Raw genomic sequence first — 19716 nt, 5'->3', positions numbered from 1 at the left:
GGCTAGGTGGCAGACCAGGGGGCCTTGCGGATGGCACGCCGCAGGCGACGGGCCCGCAGCCCGGTCACGCGGTCCGCGTACACGGTCCCGTCGAGGTGGTCGCACTCGTGCTGCAGGCAGCGCGCGAAGAACCCCGTACCAACGATCCGCACGGGCGCCCCGCCCGAGGTGACCCCCTCGACGACCGCCCGGTCGAACCGCGGGGTCCCCGCCTCCAGCCCCGGCAGGGACAGGCAGCCCTCGGGCCCGAGGAACTCGTCCCCGTCGGCCTCGACCAGCCTCGGGTTGACGATGTGCCCGACGTGGCGGACGTCCTCGTCGTCGGGGCAGTCGTAGACGAAGACCCGCTGTCCGACGCCGATCTGGTTCGCGGCGAGGCCGACGCCCTCCGCGGCGTACATCGTCGCGAACATGTCCTCGATCAGCCGGTCGAGGTCCGGGCCGAATTCGGTGACCTCCGCGCAGGCCGAGTGGAGCACCGGAGCACCCAGCAGGCTCATGGTGCGGACGAGTCCGGTGGTGCCGGGAATGGGGCGCTGTCGCATGGCCGTAAGCCTACGACGGGCGACTATATGAGGAGATCCGCGGCGGGGCGGGGGCGCCGCGGTCAAGGCTCCGGCCGGTACTGGATAGGCTGGGGCCGACCGACGCAAGGAGGACAAGGGACGATGGCAGGCAACACGGAGCCGCTTTCGCCGCGGGCCAAGCTGGCCGTGACGGCGGGCAAGGCCGCGGCGGCGGTGTCGCGGGCCGCGGGACGCGGAAGCGGATCGGTGATCGGTGGCAAGGTCGCACTCAAACTCGACCCCGATCTTCTCGGCGCGCTGGCGCAACACCTCGACGTCGTCCTCGTCTCCGCGACGAACGGCAAGACCACGACGACCCGACTGATCGCGGAGGCCCTGCGGGCCAGCGGTCCGGTCGTCTCCAACGCCCTCGGCGCCAACATGCCGGCCGGCATCACCTCGGCCCTGGCGGGCGGCTCGGACGCCAAGTACGGCGTCATCGAGGTCGACGAGAAGTACCTGGCCGGAGTGGCCCGGGACGTCACCCCCAAGGTGATCGCCCTGCTCAACCTCTCCCGCGACCAGCTGGACCGCGCCGCCGAGACCCGCATGCTCGCGGAGAAGTGGCGCGAGGGCCTCCAGGGCTCGAAGGCGGTCATCGTCGCGAACTGCGACGACCCGCTCATCGTGTGGTCCGCCTCCTCCTCGCAGAACGTGGTGTGGGTCGCGGCCGGCCAGGAGTGGAAGGACGACGCCTGGTCGTGCCCCTCCTGCGGCGGTGTCATGCAGCGCCCGGGCGACGACTGGTTCTGCGGCGAGTGCGGCTTCCGCCGCCCGACGCCGACCTGGGTGCTCTCCGGGGACCACGTGCTGGACCCGCACGGCTCGGCCTGGCCGATCCACCTCCAGCTGCCCGGCCGCGCCAACAAGGCCAACGCCGCCACCTCGGCCGCCGTCGCCGCCGTCTTCGGCGTGCCGCCGCAGGTCGCGCTGGAGCGGATGTACCAGGTGCAGGCCGTCGCCGGCCGCTACGACGTCGTGACCTTCCAGGGCCGTGAGCTGCGGCTGCTGCTCGCGAAGAACCCGGCGGGCTGGCTCGAAACGTTTTCGCTGATCGACCCGCCGCCGACCCCGGTGATCCTCTCGGTGAACGCGCGCGGCGCCGACGGCACGGACACCTCCTGGCTGTGGGACGTGGACTACCCGCGCCTGGCCGGCCACCCGATCTTCGTGATCGGCGACCGCAAGCTGGACCTCGCGGTCCGCCTCGAGGTCGCGGGCCTGGACTTCCGGGTGTGCGAGACCCTCGACGAGGCCGTGCAGCTCGCGCCGCCCGGCCAGATCGAGCTGATCGCCAACTACACCGCCTTCCAGGACGTCCGCCGCCGCGTCGGCAACTAGGCCCGTCAGAAACGCAGAGGACAAGAGCATGAGCGACAACAGCCTGCGTCTGGTGTGGGTCTACCCCGACCTGCTCAGCACGTACGGAGACCAGGGCAACGCCCTCGTCGTGGAGCGCCGGGCCCGCCAGCGCGGCCTGGACGTGCAGCGCGTGGACGTGCGCAGCGACCAGCCCATCCCCACCTCGGGCGACATCTACCTGATCGGTGGCGGCGAGGACCGGCCGCAGCGCCTCGCCGCGGAGCGGCTGCTGCGCGACGGCGGTCTGGAGCGCGCCGTCTCGAACGGGGCGATCGTCTTCTCCGTCTGCGCCGGGTACCAGATCCTCGGCAAGGAGTTCGTCAACGACCAGGGCCAGCGCCAGGAGGGCCTCGGCCTGCTGGACGTCGTCACCCTGCGCGGTGAGGGCGAGCGGTGCGTCGGCGACGTCCTCGCCGACATCGACCCGCGCCTGGGTCTGCCGCAGCTGACGGGCTTCGAGAACCACCAGGGCGTCACGCACCTCGGCCCGACGGCCAAGCCGTTCGCCCGGGTCACGATGGGCCGCGGCAACGGCACCGGTGACGGCACCGAAGGCGCGTACAACGACACGGTGTTCGGCACCTACATGCACGGTCCCGTGATGGCCCGCAACCCGCAGATCGCGGACCTGCTGCTGAAGCTGGCCCTCGACGTGAACGCGCTGCCGGCCATAGACGACCGGTGGTACGAGGCGCTGCGCGCGGAGCGCATCGCCGCCGCGACGCAGCCCGCGTAGCGCCCGGCGGACCGCTCATCGGGGCGGCCCCGTCATCATGTGTTCGGCCCGGTTTTCCCTAGGGGGGACCGGGCCGACGTGGTTTCGTACGACGAGTACGACCAGCATGTGGAGGATGGTTCAGCCCACTGCTCCACCGCTTGTAGGGTGGCCGTAGTTCCAACCGGACGACGTGGTCCGGTCGTCGGCCCACGTTGCAAAGGTCTCTCCCTGCCATGCGCATTGGTGTGCTCACTTCCGGTGGCGACTGCCCCGGCCTCAACGCCGTCATCCGCTCCGTCGTGCACCGCGCCGTCGTCGACCACGGCGACGAGGTGATCGGCTTCCTCGACGGCTGGAAGGGCCTCCTGGAGGCGGACTACCGCAAGCTCGACCTCGACGCCGTCGCCGGCATCCTGGCCCGCGGTGGCACCATCCTCGGCTCCTCCCGGGTCCAGCCCGCGCACCTGCGCGACGGCGTGGAGCGTGCCCGCGGGCACGTCGCCGACCTCGGCCTCGACGCGATCATCCCGATCGGCGGCGAGGGCACCCTGAAGGCCGCGAACCTGCTGTCGCAGGCCGGTCTGCCGATCGTCGGCGTCCCGAAGACCATCGACAACGACATCGCCTCCACCGACGTCACCTTCGGCTTCGACACCGCCGTCGGCGTGGCCACGGAGGCCCTGGACCGTCTGAAGACCACCGCCGAGTCCCACCAGCGCGTGATGGTCGTGGAGGTCATGGGCCGCCACACCGGGTGGATCGCCCTGCACTCGGGCATGGCGGCGGGCGCGCACGCGATCGTCGTACCGGAGCGCCCCTTCGACATCGAGGAGCTGACGGCGATCGTCGGCGAGCGCTTCTCCGCGGGCAAGCGCTTCGCGATCGTCGTGGTCGCCGAGGGCGCCAAGCCGCGCCCCGGGTCGATGGACCTGGAGGAGGGCGGCGTCGACATGTACGGCCACGAGCGGTTCGCCGGCATCGGCAACCGGCTCGCCGTGGAGCTGGAGCACCGCCTGGGCAAGGAGGCCCGGCCGGTGATCCTGGGCCACGTCCAGCGCGGCGGCACGCCCACCGCGTACGACCGGGTGCTCGCCACCCGCTTCGGCTGGCACGCCGTGGAGGCCGCGCACCGCGGCGAGTTCGGCATGCTGACCGCGCTGCGCGGCACGGACATCCAGATGGTGCCGCTCGCCGAGGCGACCTCGACCCTCAAGACGGTCCCGGCCGACCGCTACGACGAGGCCCAGACGGTTCTGTAACCGTATGCCCCATACGGCCGCCCCCGCGCGCAGGAGCGTACGGGGGCGGCACTACTGTGGTGGGGCGCCACGGTCAAGGGAGTGAAGAGATGGATCACAGCGGGCACGGCATGGACATGAACATGGACCTGCCGCCCTTCACTCTCGGACGCGGGCTGGAGTTCTCCTTCGACGCCTTCTTCCTGATCGGCTCGCTGGCGGGACTCGCCCTGTACGGGTGGGGGGTGCTGCGGCTGCGCCGGCGCGGGGACGCCTGGCCGCTGGGCCGGACGATCGCCTTCACCGCAGGCGTGCTGACCGTGGTCCTGGTGATGTGCACCAAGCTGAACGACTACGGCATGGTCATGTTCAGCGTGCACATGGTCCAGCACATGGTGATCAGCATGATCACGCCGATCCTGCTTCTGCTGGGCGCCCCGGTGACCCTGGCGCTGCGCGCGCTGCCGCCCGCCGCACGCGGCCACAAGGGGCCGCGCGAGCTGCTGCTGGCGCTGCTGCACAGCCGGTACATGCGGGTGATCACCCACCCCGCCTTCACCATCCCCATGTTCATCGCGAGCCTCTACGCCCTGTACTTCACCCCGCTCTTCGACTTCCTGATGGGGAGCCGCACCGGGCACATCGCGATGATGGTCCACTTCCTCGCCGTCGGCCTCATCTTCTTCTGGCCGATCATGGGCATCGACCCGGGTCCGCACCGTCCCGGCTACGTGATGCGGATGCTGGAGCTCTTCGCGGGCATGCCCTTCCACGCCTTCTTCGGCATCGCCCTGATGATGGCGAGCGAGCCCATGATCAAGACGTACGCGAACCCGGCGGCCTCCCTCGACATCGACCCGCTGCTCGACCAGCAGTGGGGCGGCGGCATCGCCTGGGCCTTCAGCGAGATCCCCTCGGTGCTGGTCCTGATCGCCCTGGTCTACCAGTGGTACCACTCCGAGCAGCGGGCGGCGAGGCGCTCCGACCGGGCCGAGGACCGCAACGGCGACAAGGAGCTGGAGGCGTACAACTCGTATCTCGCCTCGCTCCAAGCGCGTGGCCAGTAGCGGAACGGCCCTGTCGCGCGCGACCATGGGGCATGACCGGATCCGTTAAGGCGATGGCCGTCATGACCTTCGCCGCACTGGTGGCCGTCGCCACGTACTCCGTGGCCCTCGGCAGCAACGGCTGGCTGTGGTTCGGCTGGGTGGTGCTGGGGCTCCTGACCGCCGGGATGGCCGCCTCGCGCAATGTCTGAGGTTGGTTCCCACCGCCCCCTCCGGCCCGCGACTCACCGTCCGTAAACTGGCGGTGACAACGGGATATCGACGGGAGCGGCCTGGTGTTCTACCACTTGCTCAAGCACGTGCTGATCGGTCCTCTGCTGAGGCTGCTGTTCCGGCCCCGGATCGAGGGCCTGGAGAACATCCCGGCGGAGGGTGCCGCGATCGTGGCGGGCAACCACCTGTCCTTCTCCGACCACTTCCTGATGCCCGCGATCCTCAAGCGGCGGATCACCTTCCTCGCGAAGGCCGAGTACTTCACCGGCCCCGGCGTCAAGGGCCGCCTCACCGCCTTCTTCTTCCGCAGCGCCGGGCAGATCCCGGTGGACCGGTCCGGCAAGAACGCCGGACAGGCGGCGCTGCGCGAGGGGCTGGCGGTGCTGGCCAAGGACGAGCTGCTCGGCATCTACCCGGAGGGCACGCGCTCGCACGACGGGCGGCTCTACAAGGGGAAGGTGGGCGTGGCCGCGATGGCCCTGGGCGCCGGGGTGCCCGTGATCCCCTGCGCGATGGTGGGCACCTTCGAGATCCAGCCGCCCGGGCAGAAGATCCCGAACATCCGGCGGGTCACCATCCGCTTCGGCCGGCCGCTGGACTTCTCCCGGTACGCCGGCATGGAGGGCGAGCGGGCGATCCTGCGGGCGGTCACCGACGAGATCATGTACGCCATCCTCGAACTGTCCGGCCAGGAGTACGTCGACCGGTACGCGGCCGAGGTGAAGGCCGAGGAGGAGGCGGAACGGAAGAAGGCCCGGCGCACCTCGCGCTGAGCCTCCTCCCGTTCCACGACCGCTCCGGCTAGCGGACCGCCGGGAGCTCCTCACGCGCCGGCAGGTCCGCGGCCGGCGCCTGCGCCGTCAGCGACTTCGCGGCGGCCGGGGCCGGGGCGACCGGAGTGGCGTGCGGAGCGCACTTCACGTCCTTGGCATCGACCTTGCCGGTGAGCAGGTAGGTGTCTACCCGGGTGTTGATGCAGGGGTTCACCAGGCTGGTGACACCGTGCGAGCCGGCGTTCTGCTCGGTGATCAGGCGCGAGCCGGCCAGTCGCTTGTGCAGGGAGACGGCGCCCTGGTAGGGGGTCGCCGCGTCACGCTCGGACTGGACGATCAGGACCGGCGGCAGGCCGCGCTTGGCGCCGACCTCGATCGGGGTGCTCTGCTTGGACTTCCAGGTCGCGCAGGGCAGGTTCATCCAGGCGTTGGACCAGGTGAGGAACGGGTACTTCTGGTGCAGCTTGCTGTTGTCCCGGTCCCACTTGGCCCAACTGGTGGGCCACTTGGCGTCGGCGCACTCGACCGCGGTGTAGACGGCGTTGCCGTTCTCCGAGGCCGCGTTGCCCTTGGTGTCCGACAGGTCCGGGGCGATGGCGTCGACGAGCGCCTGCTCGTCACCCGCCTCGTACGCGGCCCAGGTCTGGGCGACGGGCACCCAGGAGGAGTCGTAGTACGGGGCGCCCTGGAAGAAGCCGATCAGCTCGGCCGGGCCGACGACCCCGCCGAGCGGGTTGGCCTTGGCCTTGGCGCGCAGCTTCTGGTAGCGCTCCTCGACCTGGGCGCGCGTGGTGCCGAGGTGGAAGGAGGCGTCGTTCTTGGCGACCCAGTCCTGCCAGTCGTTCCAGCGGGTCTGGAAGGCCACGTCCTGGCCGAGGTTGGCCTCGTACCAGATGTTGTCCGTGTCGGGGTCGACCACGCTGTCGACGATCATGCGGCGCACGTGGGTCGGGAAGAGGGTCGCGTAGACCCCGCCCAGATAGGTGCCGTAGGAGACGCCGAGGTAGTTCAGCTTCTGCTCGCCGAGGGCGGCGCGGATGACGTCGAGGTCGCGCGCGGTGTTCGGCGTGGTCATGTGCGGCAGCATCTCGCCGCTGCGCTCCTTGCAGCCGTCCGCGTACTCGGCGGCGAGCTTGCGCTGGGCGCGCTTGTCGGCCTCGGAGTCCGGGACCGGGTCGGCCTTGGGGGCCTTGACGAACTCCTGCGGGTCGATGCAGGAGATGGGCGCCGAGTGGCCGACGCCGCGCGGGTCGAAGCCGACGAAGTCGTACGCCTTGGAGGCATTGACCCACAGCGGGCTCTTGGTGGTGACCCGGCGCGGGAAGCGCATGCCGGAGCCGCCGGGGCCGCCGGGGTTGTAGACGAGGGCGCCCTGGCGCTCCTCCTTGGTTCCCGTGCTGCCGATCCGGTCGACGGCGAGCTCGATCGTCTTGCCGAACGGCTTCGTGTAGTCGAGGGGGACCTTCACCCAGCCGCACTGGATGGGCTTCTCGAAGCCCCAGTCCGCCGGGCAGTCCTTCCAGTCGATCCCGGTACGGGCGGCGCGGGCGGCGGCGATCTGGACGCCGACCGCCTCCGCGGCCCCGTTGTCGCGGCCGGCCGAGGCCGCGGTCGCGGACGGCGCGAGCATCAGGCCCGCCGCCAGCGTGCCGGTGATCAGTGTGGCGGCGCTCCCCAGCGCCGCGTTGCGTATCACGTGGTTGTTCCCCCTGCGTCAGGTGCCGCCGTGGGCGGCCGGGTTGGTCGGGTTCGGTCGTCGGCGTGCAGGGGGATCCTGTCCTCTGACCGGGACCCGGCGACAGGGCCGGATCGACTTCTTTGCCAACCCGATAACCGGAAAGGCGTGTACCGCTGAGCGGTGCCTGTTGCGTCCCGCTTTCACCACCCGTAGGTACGGCAGGCCTCGTCGAGCCGTTCGCGCACCAGCAGGGCGTCCGGGGCCAGGGCCGTCACGAGGAGGGCCGGCCCGGCCAGCGGCGTCACCACCGCGCACTCCCCCAACACCCGGGCCGCGGGCGGATGCTCGGCGAAGTCGGGGTCCACGACGAGGAGCTGGCCGAGCGCCCGGTGTCCGGCCAGGCCCGCCGGACCGTCCCAGCCGCCGGGCGCACCGGGCCCGCAGGCGAGCTCCTGGTCCAGCAGCGGACGCCCGCCGCGGGTGACGGTGAGCCGGCTGCTCAGCAGGCCCGGGGCCTCCCCCGCGCGTCCGAGCACCTGCTCCTCGCGCAGCAGCAGCCGGGCGGTGGGGGCCAGCGCGATCCGGGTGCGCACCCGCAGTTCGCTGCCGCGCACCGAGACCAGCGGCTCCGGCAGCCACCGCACCGACGCCCCCTCCTCCAGGGTCAGGCGTACGTCGTACCGCGCGGGTTCGCCGCCCCGGCCGGGCAGTGCCAGGGTGGCCGCCGCCGAGGCGAGGGCGAGGCGCGCGCCGGGCCCGGCGGCGGCCTCGACGGTGAGGTGGTCCCCGCCCAGCGGCGCGCTCATCGCACCGACCAGCATGACCCGGGCCTCGGCCCCGGACCCGCGGGTGCGGCGCAGCGCGAGCGGCCCCTCGCCGGCCAGCACCGGCAGGGCGGTGCCGCCCCGCCCGTCGGCCACGGCGTGGATGCGGGCGGTGGCCCGCAGGCCCGACGCGGGCACGGGGCCGGAGCGCGGGGGGACCCGGGGCGGGGAGAGGGGGGGCGCGCTGGTCACCGTACGGCCCAGGCGGCGATCCGCTCGCGCACCCAGGCGGCCACCGGGGCCACCCCTTCGGGACCGCGCAGCGACTGGAAGGCGACGGGCAGTTCACCGCGCTGCTCGGCGGCGTCGCGCGCCATCCGGCCGAGGTCGGAGCCGACGTACGGGGCGAGGTCGGTCTTGTTCACGACGAGGAGGTCGGCGGTGGTGACGCCGGGGCCGCCCTTGCGGGGGATGTCGTCCCCGCCGGCCACGTCGATGACGAAGATCTGGGCGTCGACGAGGCCGCGGGAGAAGGTGGCGGTGAGGTTGTCCCCGCCGGACTCGACGAGGATCAGGTCCAGTCGGCCGTGCTCGCGGAAGGTGTCCTCCAGTTCCTCGACGGCCTCCAGGTTGGCGGAGATGTCGTCGCGGATGGCGGTGTGCGGGCAGGCTCCGGTCTCGACGGCGGTGATCCGCTCGGGCGGCAGGACGGCCTCGCGGAGCAGGAACTCGGCGTCCTCGCGGGTGTAGATGTCGTTGGTGACGACGGCCATGGACAGTTCGGTGCGCAGCGCGCGGCACAGGGCCGCCACGGTGGCGGTCTTGCCGGAGCCGACGGGTCCGCCGAGTCCGATGCGCAGGGCGCGCCGGGTGCCGTCGGCGCGCAGCGGGGCGGCGCTGTGGGTGTGCCGGTGGGGGTAGGTCACGGCGTGGTCGAGGTGCATGGGGGGTCTCCTTCGGTGGGTCAGGAAGCGAACAGGCGTACCGGCCAGTCGGCATGGATCTCCGCCGAGATGTCCAGCAGCGGCGAGGAGGCCGCGGGCAGCGCCTCCGGCCCTTCGTCGCGGGCCCGCAGCGCGGCCCCGGCCGCCCGGGCGGAGACCGCGTCGAGCTCGGGGGCGAGCCGGGCCAGGACCCCGCTCGCCTCGAAGGGGTCCAGGCCCAGCAGCCGTACGGTCGCGGTCGCGGGCCCGCCGACGCTCTCGTACGCCGCCACGTGCGCGGCGTCGAGCGGCCCGAGCCCGGCCGCCCGGGCGGTGACGCCGAGCACCACGGGCTGGTGGGCGCCGCGCGGGAAGGCGGCTGCCAGTGCCTCCAGTTCGGGTGCGGGCCAGGTGGCCCGGGCGGCGCGCAGCAGCTGCCGCCCGAGCCTGCGGGCCGCGGTGCGCAGGGCGGGTGAGGGGGTGCGGGCGTCGGCGGCCGCGTCGAGTTCCGCCGGGTCGAGCCCGAGGGCGGCGGCCGCCGCCAGCGCGGCCGCGGTGAGTCCGGCGGTGTGCAGCCGGCCCCGGCAGAACTCCTCCAGGGTGGCCGCGTCGTGGATGCGGCCCGCTTTGCAGGCGGCCTCGGCCCCGCCGGAGTGGGCGTGCCCACCGGCGGGGAAACGGCCGTCCGCGAGGACGAGCAGGGCGGCGAGGCTCACGGCAGGAGGCCTCTCATCAGGCTGTGCCCCATCAGAAGAGGAAGTACCGCTGGGCCATGGGCAGTTCCGCCGCGGGTGCCGGTTCGACGACTTCCCCGTCGATGGTGACCGTGAAGGTGTCGGCGTCGACCTTGACCCTCGGCATGGCGTCGTTGTTGCGCATGTCGGCCTTGCCCACCTTGCGGGTGCTCTCGATGGCGGTGAACTGCTTTGCGAGTCCGAGGCGTTCGGGCAGTCCGTGGTCGAGGGCGGCCTGAGCGGTGAAGTTCAGCGAGTTCAGGGCGGGGGCGCGCCCGTGGCTGCCGAACATCGGGCGGGGCATGACGGGCTGCGGGGTGGGGATGGAGGCGTTGGCGTCGCCCATCTGCGCGTAGGCGATCTGGCCGCCCTTGATGACGAGTTCGGGCTTGACGCCGAAGAAGGCCGGGTTCCACAGGACCAGGTCGGCGAGTTTGCCGGTCTCGACCGAGCCGATCTCGCGGGCGAGCCCCTGGGCCACGGCGGGGTTGATCGTGTACTTCGCGACGTAGCGGCGGGCCCGCTGGTTGTCGGCGGGTCCGTCGCCGGGGAGGAAGCCGCGCCGCTTCTTCATCACGTGGGCGGTCTGCCAGGTGCGCAGCACGACCTCGCCGACCCGGCCCATGGCCTGGGAGTCGGAGGAGATGATGGAGATGGCCCCGAGGTCGTGCAGGACGTCCTCGGCGGCGATGGTCGAGGGCCGGATGCGGGATTCGGCGAAGGCGAGGTCCTCGGGGACGGCCGGGTTGAGGTGGTGGCAGACCATCAGCATGTCGAGGTGTTCCTCGACGGTGTTGACGGTGTGCGGCCGGGTGGGGTTGGTGGAGCTCGGCAGGATGTTGGGCTCGGAGACCACGGTGATGATGTCGGGGGCGTGGCCGCCGCCCGCGCCTTCGGTGTGGTACGAGTGGATGGTCCGTCCCGCGATGGCCGCGAGGGTGTCGTCGACGAAGCCGGCCTCGTTGAGGGTGTCGGTGTGGATGGCGACCTGGGCGCCGGTCTCGTCGCAGACGCTCAGGCAGGCGTCGATGACGGCCGGGGTGGACCCCCAGTCCTCGTGGATCTTGAATCCGAGGGCGCCGCCGCGCAGTTGGGAGTGCATGGCCTCGCGGGACATGGTGTTGCCCTTGCCGAGGAGGCCGATGTTGACCGGGTAGGCCTCCAGTGCCGCGAACATCCGGGCCAGGTGCCAGGGTCCGGGCGTGACGGTGGTGGCCTTGGTGCCCTCGGCCGGTCCGGTGCCCCCGCCGACGAGGGTGGTGATCCCGGAGGCCAGCGCCGTCTCGATGATCGTCGGGGAGATGAAGTGCACGTGGGCGTCGATGGCGCCGGCGGTGACGATCTTCCCGTTGCCCGCGATGATCTCGGTCTCGGGGCCGATGACGAGTGCCGGGTCGACCCCGTCCATGGTGTCGGGGTTGCCGGCCTTGCCGATGCCGCAGATCCGGCCGTCGCGGATGCCGAGGTCGGCCTTGACGATGCCCCAGTGGTCGAGGACGACGACGCCGGTGATCACGGTGTCGGGGGCGCCCTCCGCCCGGGTGGTGCGGGCCTGGCCCATGGATTCGCGGATCACCTTGCCGCCGCCGAAGACGGCCTCGTCCCCGGCCCGGCCGGGTCCGCCGCTGAGGTCCTCCTCGATCTCGACGAACAGGTCCGTGTCGGCGAGCCGGATCCGGTCCCCGGCGGTCGGCCCGAAGAGGTCGGCGTACACCTGGCGGGAGATCTCAGCCATCGAGCGGCCCTCCGGTCTCCCCGCGCAGTCCCGGTACGGTGCGCAGGCCCCCCAGCGGTACGAGTTCCACCGCGACCGGGATGCCCGGCTCGAAGCGGACGGCCGTGCCGGCGGCGATGTTGAGGCGGAGCCCGCGGGCGGCGGCGCGGTCGAAGTCGAGGCCGGGATTGGCCTCGGCGAAGTGGTAGTGGGAGCCGACCTGGACCGGGCGGTCGGCGGCGTTGAGCACGGTGAGGCGGGTGACGGGGCGGCCCTCGTTGAGGCGCACCGGACCGTCCCCGTAGGCGATCTCGCCGGGGATCATGCGGGCACTCCTCTTCAGACGATGGGGTCGTGGACCGTGACGAGCTTGGTGCCGTCCGGGAAGGTCGCCTCGACCTGGACGTCGTGGATCATCTCGGGGATCCCCTCCATGACGTCCTCGCGGCGCAGGACGGTGCGGCCGGAGGCCATCAGCTCGGCCACGGTCCGCCCGTCGCGGGCCCCTTCGAGGATGTGGGACGTGATCAGGGCGATCGACTCGGGGTGGTTGAGGCGGACCCCGCGCGCCCTTCGCCTCTCGGCCACGTCCGCGGCCACGTGGATGAGCAGTCTCTCCTGCTCGTGCGGTGTCAGATGCACTCGTCATCACCAAGTTTCCGGGACAAGATCAACAGCGCGCCGGAGCGACCCTAGCCGCCTTCAACACTTTGTTGACCTGCACATATCCGAGCCAAGCATGTCTTGCCCAACGCAGGAGAAGGCTTTCCGTCCCGACCACCGCCGCTTTACCGGATCATGGGTGATCATTGGCGGTCGAACGTGGCCGCCACGCTAGGGCCCGCGCTTTTCCGCTGCGTTAACCCACGTTTCGGGCAGGCACCCGGTTCAACTCCGCTGCCTCAGGAACCCGGTTCCGTATACGGATTCGCATGCGGGCTCCCCACCGAGGAGACACATGTTCGTCAACCCCGTCCGCCACATCACCTTCGACGCCCTCGACCCCTACCGGGTCGCCGAGTTCTGGTCCGCGGTGACCGGCTTCCCCATCCACCCCGACGACGTGGAGGGGGACGACGAGGTCCTGCTGGAGCCGGGGCGGCCCGGGGTGCCCGGACTGCTGTTCATCCGGGTGCCGGACGCCAAGTCCGTCAAGAACCGGGTCCACCTGGACATCGAGCCGCCCACCGGCACCCGGGACGAGACCGTCGAGCGGCTGATCGGGCTCGGCGCGAAGCTCGTGGACGACCGCCGCGACGAGGACGGCGTCATGGGCTGGGTCGTGCTCGCCGACCCCGAGGGCAACGAACTGTGCATCGAGCGCAGCGCGGTGGAACGCGGCACCGCCTGAGCCCGGTCAGCAGCCGGTCGCGCTCCGCGCCGCCGTCGGCGCTCCGACGGCCCAGGGCAGCGCGATCCACACCGTCTTGCCCCCCTCCTCGGTCGGCGTGACCGACAGCCGGCCGCCCGCCTCCGCGGCGAGCCAGCGGATGATGACCATGCCCCGGCCGTTGTCCTGCTGGACGGCGGCCGGGAGCCGCTTGGGCCAGCGCGGGTGGCTGTCGGTCACCCCGACGCGCAGCCACTCCTGACGCTCCAGCCGGATGTCGACGGTGAAGGTGGGCGACTGGCCGAAAGTGTGCTGTACGGCGTTGGTGGCGAGCTCCGAGACGATCAGCCGGACGCTGTCCGCGGTCTCGGCGTCTTCGGGGAGTCCCCATTCGCTCAGCACGTCCGCCACGTAGCGGCGGGCGGCGGCGACCGAGGCGGGATCGCTCGGCAGAGTGACGGATGCTTCCTGGTGGTCTGCCATGGCGACGGTCCCTTTCCCACCGGGGCGGAACCGCCCCGGATCTGTGCTGGACGCCAGAGTGCCACCCATCGTGCCGCCGCACCTGCCGTTCCCCAAAGATCTGCATATATCTGTCGCTCGATGCGGTGAACTCTGCTACGGAAGAGCGTATTTGGACGGCAGACTGGTGCGAGCTGTGCCGGTGGAAGGGAGGCGGGTGTGCAGCACGGTCCCGCGGTGCGTCGGCGCAAGCTCGGCGAGGAACTGCGTGCCCTGCGTGACCGGTCCGGACTCACGAGTGGTGAGGCCGCCCGGATCATGGGATGGCACCAGTCGAAAATCAGCCGCATCGAGACAGGCCGCAGCGGCGTGAAACCGGAGGACATCCGGCTGCTCCTCGACGTCTACGGGGAGGTCGTGAGCCCGCAGCAGCGCGCCCTGCTGGAGGCCCTGTCGGCCTCGGCCGCCGGCCCCGGTCCGGCCGGTGACACCGGGCGGGGCCGCCAGTGGTGGCACGACTACCGGGGGCTGCTGCCGCAGGAGTACCGGGACTTCATCAGCCTGGAGGCGGGCGCCCGGTCGGCCCGCACCGTGGAACTGTCCGTGGTGCCCGGGCTGCTGCAGACCTCCGGGTACGCGCGGGCGGTGACCCGGGCCGCGCTGGGCGGGCTGCCGGAGCCGAAGGTGGACGCGCTGGTCGACGTACGGCTGGCGCGGCAGTCGGTGCTGCGGGCCGATCCGCCGCTGGAGCTGAGCGCGGTCCTGGACGAGGCGGTGCTGCGCCGGCAGATCGGCGGGCCCGGGGTGATGGCCGAGCAGTTGCGGCACCTGGTGGAGGTGGCCCGGCTGCCCCAAGTGTGCCTGCAGGTCCTGCCGTTCAGCGTCGGCGGCCATCTCGGCCTGACAGGACCGTTCGTGATTTTTTCATTTCCGGACATCGCTGATCTGGATGTGGTGGTACTCGACCATTTGACGAGTAGCCTCTATCTGGAGCGGAAGGAAGACCTAGAGGCGTACAGCGCCGCGTTCCGCACCATCCAGGAACACGCCCTCCCGCCCCAGGACTCGTCGGATCTCATCAGCAGCCTTGCTGACGACGCGTAAGGAGGCACCCCCGTGTCCGCAACCCCCTTATCCAGCGGCGGACTTCTGATCAGCGCGCGGTGGCGGCGGAGCAGCCGCAGCACCGGAATGAACAACTGCGTGGAAGCGGCCGCCCTCAGCGGCGGCCTGCTGGCCGTCCGCGACTCCAAGCGGGCGGACGGCCCGGCCGTGCTCTTCACCGGGCCGGCCTGGGACGGCTTCCTCGCCTCCGTACGGGCGGACGCGCACGCGTAGCTCCGCCCGAGACGGCCTAGCGTTCCGTGGCTCCGGCGGGCGCGGTCCGAAGGATCGTCCCGACCGCCCGGTCGATCTCCTCCCCCGTGAGATCGGCCCGGGCGGTCAGCCGCAGCCGGGAGATGCCGTCCGGCACCGACGGCGGGCGGAAGCACCCCACGGACAGACCTGCCTCGCGGCAGTCGGCGGCCCAGCGCAGTGCCGCCGACGCCGACGGGGCCCGTACCGACACCACGGCCGCGTCCGGCCGGGCCGCGGTCAGGCCGGACGCGGTGAGCCGCCCGTACAGCCGGTCGGCCACCTCGCGGGCGCGGCCCGCCCGCTCCGGTTCCCGCCGGAGCAGGCGCAGGCTCGCCAGCGCCGCGCCCGCGGCGGCCGGGGCCAGCCCGGTGTCGAAGATGAAGGTGCGCGCCGTGTTGACCAGGTGCCTGATCACCTTGGCCGGACCGAGGACGGCTCCGCCCTGGCTGCCCAGGGACTTCGAGAGGGTCAGCGTCGCGACCACGTAGGGCGCGCCCGCGAGCCCGGCGGCGTGCAGCGCGCCGCGGCCGCCCTCGCCGAGCACGCCCAGTCCGTGGGCGTCGTCCACGATCAGGGCCGCGCCCTCGTCGCGGCAGGCGGCGGCGTACCCGGCGAGCGGGGCGGCGTCCCCGTCCACGGAGAACACCGAGTCGCTGACCAGCAGCGCCCGGCCGTCGTGCGCGGCGAGCGTCTTGCGCGCGGTGTCCGGGTCGGAGTGCGGGATCACGGCTGTCTCGGCGCGCGAGAGCCGGCAGCCGTCGACGATCGAGGCGTGGTTCCCGGCGTCGGAGACGACCAGCGTCCCCCAGTCGCCGAGCGCGGTGACGGCGGCGAGGTTGGCCGCGTACCCGGAGGAGAGGACCAGCGCGGCCTCGAAGCCGCAGAAGTCGGCGAGCTCCCGCTCCAGCTCCGCGTGCAGCTCGGTCGTACCCGTCACCAGACGGGAACCGGTGGCTCCGGCGCCCCAGCGCTCGGCCGCCTCCCGTGCCCCGCGGATCGTCTCGGGATGCCGGGACAGGCCGAGGTAGTCGTTGCTCGCGAGGTCCAGGAGCGGCGACACCGGCGGCCGCGGGCGGAGCGTGCGGACCAGCCCCGCCTGTTCCCGCGCGCTCTCCGCGGCATCGATCCAGGCGAAGACATCCTCGGGCTCGGGGGTGTGCTGGGGCATCGGCATGTCCTCGTGTTTTGTCGGCAGTCCACAGACCTGCCCGACCCTAGCCGCCGTGACTTGTGCGCCAGGTGTGGTGATACACACACACCCATCCGGCCATGTTGTGCGATCTCTCCTTGGCCGGGATGGGTGCTGTGGTCCAGGATCGGAGGCATGGACCTGCTGAACACCCTGGTGGACAAGGGGCTGCGGCGCGAGCTGCCGACCCGCGAAGAAGCACTCGCCGTACTGGCGACTTCTGACGACGAACTGCTCGACGTGGTGGCCGCGGCCGGCAAGGTGCGCCGCCAGTGGTTCGGGCGTCGGGTCAAGCTGAACTACCTGGTCAACCTGAAGTCGGGCCTGTGCCCGGAGGACTGCTCGTACTGCTCCCAGCGCCTGGGGTCGAAGGCCGAGATCCTCAAGTACACGTGGCTGAAGCCGGAAGAGGCCTCCCAGGCCGCCGCCGCCGGTGTCGCGGGCGGCGCGAAGCGGGTCTGCCTGGTCGCGAGCGGCCGCGGTCCGACGGACCGGGACGTGGACCGGGTCGGCAAGACCATCGAGGCGATCAAGGAGCAGAACGAGGGCGTCGAGGTCTGCGCGTGCCTCGGCCTGCTCTCGGACGGCCAGGCGGAGCGGCTGCGCGACGCGGGCGCGGATGCCTACAACCACAACCTCAACACGTCCGAGGCGACGTACGGGGCGATCACCAAGACCCACACCTACGCGGACCGGGTCGACACCGTACAAAAGGCGCACGCCGCCGGCCTGTCCGCGTGCTCCGGTCTGATCGCGGGCATGGGCGAGACCGACGAGGACCTGGTCGACGTCGTCTTCTCGCTGCGCGAGCTGGACGCGGACTCGGTCCCGGTCAACTTCCTGATCCCCTTCGAGGGCACCCCGCTGGCCAAGGAGTGGAACCTCACCCCGCAGCGCTGCCTGCGGATCCTGGCGATGGCGCGGTTCGTCTGCCCCGACGTCGAGGTCCGCCTCGCCGGCGGCCGCGAGGTGCACCTGCGCTCGCTGCAGCCGCTGGCCCTGCACGTGGTCAACTCGATCTTCCTGGGCGACTACCTGACCAGTGAGGGCCAGGCCGGTCAGGCCGACCTCGACATGATCGCGGACGCCGGTTTCGAGGTGGAGGGCGCCGGTACGTCGACCCTTCCCGCGCACCGCTCCGACGCGGCGGCCGCGGCCGCCGGCGGGGGCTGCGGCTCGAACGGCGGCGCCTCGGTCTGCGGTTCGGGGGCGGCCCCGGCCGACGACTCCCAGGCGGCGGGCTGCGGCTCGGCGTGCGGCGGCTGCTCCGGGCACGGGCCGGCGGAGGCCCAGCCCGTACCGGCCCAGGCCGAGGCCGGCGAGGTCCGGCCGGAGCTGGTGGCCGTACGCCGTCGCGGCGCGGGAACGGACATCGCTCCCAATGCCTGACCGGCTCCACCCGCTCGACGCGCCGTCGTCCGGCGCGGAACTGCTCGCGCTGGACCGCCAGCACGTCTGGCACCCGTACGGTCCGATGCCCGGCCGGCAGGAGCCGCTGGTCATCGCCTCCGCCTCGGGGGTGCGGCTGCGCCTGGCCGAGCCCTCCCAGGGGGAGGGCCACGAGGAGCTGGTCGACGGCATGTCCTCCTGGTGGTCGGCCATCCACGGCTACAACCACCCGGTGCTCAACGAGGCCGTGACCACGCAGCTGGGCCGCATGTCGCACGTGATGTTCGGCGGGCTCACCCATGAGCCCGCCGTCCGGCTCGCCACGAAGCTCGTCGAGATCACCCCGCCGGGGCTGGAGCACGTCTTCCTCTGCGACTCGGGCTCGGTGTCCGTCGAGGTCGCGGTCAAGATGTGCCTGCAGTACTGGCGTTCGTTGGGTCGGACGGGCAAGACCCGGCTGCTGACCTGGCGCGGCGGGTACCACGGGGACACCTGGCAGCCGATGGCCGTCTGCGACCCCGAGGGCGGCATGCACGAGCTGTGGCAGGGTCACCTGCCGCGGCAGGTCTTCGCGGACGCGCCGCCCGGCGGTTTCGACACGCCCGTGGACCCGGCGTACGCCGACCACCTGCGGTCCCTGATCGCCGCGCACGCCGACGAGCTGGCCGCCGTCATCGTGGAGCCGGTGGTTCAGGGCGCGGGCGGGATGCGCTTCCACCACCCCGCCCACCTCCGGGTGCTGCGCGAGCTGTGCGACGAGTACGGCGTCCTCCTCATCCTGGACGAGATCGCGACGGGCTTCGGCCGGACCGGCGCGCTCTTCGCCGCGGACCACGCCGGGATCACCCCGGACGTGATGTGCCTGGGCAAGTCGCTGACCGGTGGCTACCTCACCCTCGCGGCGACCCTGTGCACGGAACGGGTCGCCGACGGGATCTCTCAGGGCGAGGTGCCCGTCCTCGCGCACGGGCCGACCTTCATGGGCAACCCGCTCGCCTCGGCGGTGGCGCTCGCCTCGATCGACCTCCTCCTCGGGCAGGACTGGGCGACCGACGTCAAGCGGATCGAGGCGGGGCTGCGCGAAGGCCTGGCGGCCGCGGCCGACATCCCCGGTGTGCGGGACGTACGCGTCCTGGGCGCCATCGGCGTGGTGCAGCTGGACCACGAGGTCGACGTGGCGGCCGCGACCCGGGCGGCGGTGCGCGAGGGCGTGTGGCTGCGCCCCTTCCGGGACCTGATCTATGTGATGCCGCCGTTCGTCACCGGCGAGGCGGATGTGACCCGTATCTGCCGTGCGGTGTGCGCGGCGGCGCAGGAAGGCTGAGATGTCCGTAGTGATGGTGTCCGGGACGGGCACCGAAATCGGCAAGACGGTGGTCACGTCGGCGATCGCGGCCGCCGCGCTGGCGGCCGGCCGCTCGGTGGCGGTGCTCAAGCCCGCGCAGACGGGCGTCGGTCCGCAGGAGCCGGGGGACGCCGCGGAGGCGGTGCGCCTGGCCGGCTCCGCGGTCACCGCGGTGGAACTGACCCGCTATCCGGAGCCCTTGGCCCCGAACACGGCGGCCCGCCGCGCCGGGCTGCCGGCCCTCTCCCCGGCGGAGATCGCGGAGGCCGCGCGGCAGTTGTCCGAGGCGCACGACCTGGTCCTCGTGGAGGGTGCGGGCGGGCTGTTGGTCCACTTCGACGACGAGGGCAACACCCTGGCCGACGCGGCCCGACTGCTCGGCGCGCCGACCGTGATCGTCGCCCAGGCCGGCCTCGGAACCCTCAACTCCACCACCCTCACGGCGGAGGCACTGCGGGCCCGCGACCTGACCCCGCTGGGCGTGGTCGTCGGCAGCTGGCCACGGAACCCGGACCTGGCGGCCCGCTGCAACCTGGCGGACCTCCCGAAGTCCTCGGACCTGCCCCTGCTGGGAGCGATCCCCGAGGGCTCGGGCACCCTCTCCCCCGACGAGTTCCGCGCATCGGCCCCCACCTGGCTGGCCCCACCCCTCTCGGGCACCTGGTCGGCGCAATCCTTCCTCACCACCTGGTCCCCCCCGGCCTACATGCTCACGACCGCCTGACCCCCGGCAAGCCCGAGGCACGAGGTCCGGGCACCCAACCCGGACCTCGCAGCCCCGCCGGCACAATCCAGCCTCGCCGGCGTTTGAGGCGCGGGTCCGGGGCGGAGCCCCGTTCTTTCAGCTCAGCCGACGCTTCAGGCGCGGGGTCCGGGGCGGAGCCCCGATCCT

General features: G+C 72.2%; 22 protein-coding genes. 12 read left to right on the top strand and 10 right to left on the bottom strand.

Annotated elements, in window-relative coordinates; genetic code table 11:
• Positions 1-2 precede the first annotated feature (2 nt).
• Positions 3-545 carry a peptide deformylase gene (gene def, locus AB0D29_RS24040; protein ID WP_362856933.1) on the bottom strand — a complete coding sequence of 181 codons (543 nt, stop codon included), beginning with the start codon at positions 543-545 and terminating at the stop codon, positions 3-5.
• 123 nt (positions 546-668) lie between these two features.
• On the opposite strand from def, the gene AB0D29_RS24035 reads away from it, so the two are divergent.
• The 6 genes from AB0D29_RS24035 (at position 669) to AB0D29_RS24010 (ending at position 5937) form a co-directional block, all read left to right on the top strand.
• On the top strand, positions 669-1907 hold the full coding sequence (locus tag AB0D29_RS24035) for a MurT ligase domain-containing protein (protein ID WP_319731572.1): 1239 nt from the start codon (positions 669-671) through the stop codon (positions 1905-1907).
• 28 nt (positions 1908-1935) lie between these two features.
• Positions 1936-2664 carry a glutamine amidotransferase gene (locus AB0D29_RS24030; protein ID WP_030841891.1) on the top strand — a complete coding sequence of 243 codons (729 nt, stop codon included), beginning with the start codon at positions 1936-1938 and terminating at the stop codon, positions 2662-2664.
• Between the two features lie 215 nt (positions 2665-2879).
• The gene (locus AB0D29_RS24025; RefSeq protein WP_362856931.1) at positions 2880-3905 is read left to right on the top strand and encodes a 6-phosphofructokinase; all 1026 of its coding nucleotides are present in this window, start codon (positions 2880-2882) and stop codon (positions 3903-3905) included.
• A gap of 89 nt (positions 3906-3994) precedes the next feature.
• Positions 3995-4951 (top strand): cytochrome c oxidase assembly protein, encoded by a 957-nt coding sequence (locus tag AB0D29_RS24020; protein ID WP_362856930.1) that lies wholly within the window; start codon positions 3995-3997, stop codon positions 4949-4951.
• Positions 4952-4983: 32 nt separating this feature from the next.
• The gene (locus AB0D29_RS24015; RefSeq protein WP_030711544.1) at positions 4984-5142 is read left to right on the top strand and encodes a hypothetical protein; all 159 of its coding nucleotides are present in this window, start codon (positions 4984-4986) and stop codon (positions 5140-5142) included.
• Between the two features lie 84 nt (positions 5143-5226).
• Positions 5227-5937, top strand: coding sequence for a lysophospholipid acyltransferase family protein (locus tag AB0D29_RS24010; protein ID WP_362856929.1), 711 nt, complete (start codon positions 5227-5229; stop codon positions 5935-5937).
• Between the two features lie 28 nt (positions 5938-5965).
• Here the strand turns inward: AB0D29_RS24010 and AB0D29_RS24005 are convergent, their stop codons facing one another.
• From AB0D29_RS24005 to AB0D29_RS23975, 7 genes are all read right to left on the bottom strand, one after another.
• A complete protein-coding gene (locus tag AB0D29_RS24005; RefSeq protein ID WP_362857020.1) occupies positions 5966-7567 on the bottom strand; it encodes an alpha/beta hydrolase in 1602 nt (533 codons plus the stop codon).
• Positions 7568-7815: 248 nt separating this feature from the next.
• The gene (locus AB0D29_RS24000; RefSeq protein WP_362857019.1) at positions 7816-8577 is read right to left on the bottom strand and encodes an urease accessory protein UreD; all 762 of its coding nucleotides are present in this window, start codon (positions 8575-8577) and stop codon (positions 7816-7818) included.
• Between the two features lie 50 nt (positions 8578-8627).
• The gene (gene ureG, locus AB0D29_RS23995) at positions 8628-9323 is read right to left on the bottom strand and encodes an urease accessory protein UreG (protein ID WP_362856928.1); all 696 of its coding nucleotides are present in this window, start codon (positions 9321-9323) and stop codon (positions 8628-8630) included.
• Between the two features lie 20 nt (positions 9324-9343).
• Entirely contained in the window at positions 9344-10018 is a 675-nt protein-coding gene (locus AB0D29_RS23990) for an urease accessory UreF family protein (RefSeq protein ID WP_362856927.1), read from the bottom strand.
• Between the two features lie 31 nt (positions 10019-10049).
• Positions 10050-11771, bottom strand: a complete 1722-nt coding sequence (locus AB0D29_RS23985) for an urease subunit alpha (protein ID WP_362856926.1) — start codon at positions 11769-11771, stop codon at positions 10050-10052.
• A complete protein-coding gene (locus tag AB0D29_RS23980; RefSeq protein ID WP_266578461.1) occupies positions 11764-12075 on the bottom strand; it encodes an urease subunit beta in 312 nt (103 codons plus the stop codon). Before AB0D29_RS23980 ends, AB0D29_RS23985 begins: the two co-directional genes overlap by 8 nt.
• 14 nt (positions 12076-12089) lie before the next feature.
• Positions 12090-12392, bottom strand: coding sequence for an urease subunit gamma (locus AB0D29_RS23975; RefSeq protein ID WP_362856924.1), 303 nt, complete (start codon positions 12390-12392; stop codon positions 12090-12092).
• A 316-nt stretch (positions 12393-12708) separates the two neighbouring features.
• On the opposite strand from AB0D29_RS23975, the gene AB0D29_RS23970 reads away from it, so the two are divergent.
• Positions 12709-13101 carry a VOC family protein gene (locus AB0D29_RS23970; RefSeq protein WP_362856922.1) on the top strand — a complete coding sequence of 131 codons (393 nt, stop codon included), beginning with the start codon at positions 12709-12711 and terminating at the stop codon, positions 13099-13101.
• Positions 13102-13107: 6 nt separating this feature from the next.
• Here the strand turns inward: AB0D29_RS23970 and AB0D29_RS23965 are convergent, their stop codons facing one another.
• A complete protein-coding gene (locus tag AB0D29_RS23965; RefSeq protein WP_362856921.1) occupies positions 13108-13563 on the bottom strand; it encodes an ATP-binding protein in 456 nt (151 codons plus the stop codon).
• Positions 13564-13761: 198 nt separating this feature from the next.
• Here AB0D29_RS23965 and AB0D29_RS23960 point away from each other — a divergent pair, with 198 nt between their 5' ends.
• Positions 13762-14646, top strand: coding sequence for a helix-turn-helix transcriptional regulator (locus AB0D29_RS23960; protein WP_319722561.1), 885 nt, complete (start codon positions 13762-13764; stop codon positions 14644-14646).
• A gap of 12 nt (positions 14647-14658) precedes the next feature.
• Complete coding sequence (locus AB0D29_RS23955; protein WP_362856919.1) at positions 14659-14880, top strand: DUF397 domain-containing protein; 222 nt, start codon at positions 14659-14661, stop codon at positions 14878-14880.
• Positions 14881-14896: 16 nt separating this feature from the next.
• Here the strand turns inward: AB0D29_RS23955 and AB0D29_RS23950 are convergent, their stop codons facing one another.
• Positions 14897-16069, bottom strand: a complete 1173-nt coding sequence (locus AB0D29_RS23950; protein ID WP_362856917.1) for an 8-amino-7-oxononanoate synthase — start codon at positions 16067-16069, stop codon at positions 14897-14899.
• A 156-nt stretch (positions 16070-16225) separates the two neighbouring features.
• Here AB0D29_RS23950 and bioB point away from each other — a divergent pair, with 156 nt between their 5' ends.
• Genes bioB through bioD form a run of 3 tightly spaced genes read left to right on the top strand, consistent with a single transcriptional unit; the run spans position 16226 to position 19548 of the window.
• A complete protein-coding gene (gene bioB / locus AB0D29_RS23945) occupies positions 16226-17479 on the top strand; it encodes a biotin synthase BioB (RefSeq protein WP_362856916.1) in 1254 nt (417 codons plus the stop codon).
• Entirely contained in the window at positions 17472-18803 is a 1332-nt protein-coding gene (locus AB0D29_RS23940) for an adenosylmethionine--8-amino-7-oxononanoate transaminase (protein ID WP_362856914.1), read from the top strand. The genes bioB and AB0D29_RS23940 overlap by 8 nt, the downstream gene beginning before the upstream one ends.
• A 1-nt stretch (position 18804) precedes the next feature.
• Positions 18805-19548, top strand: a complete 744-nt coding sequence (bioD, locus tag AB0D29_RS23935; protein WP_362856912.1) for a dethiobiotin synthase — start codon at positions 18805-18807, stop codon at positions 19546-19548.
• Positions 19549-19716 lie beyond the last annotated feature (168 nt).

The organism is Streptomyces sp. NPDC048424, assembly GCF_040651555.1.
Lineage (GTDB): Bacteria > Actinomycetota > Actinomycetes > Streptomycetales > Streptomycetaceae > Streptomyces.
This window is presented reverse-complemented; position numbering and strand designations above follow the sequence as displayed.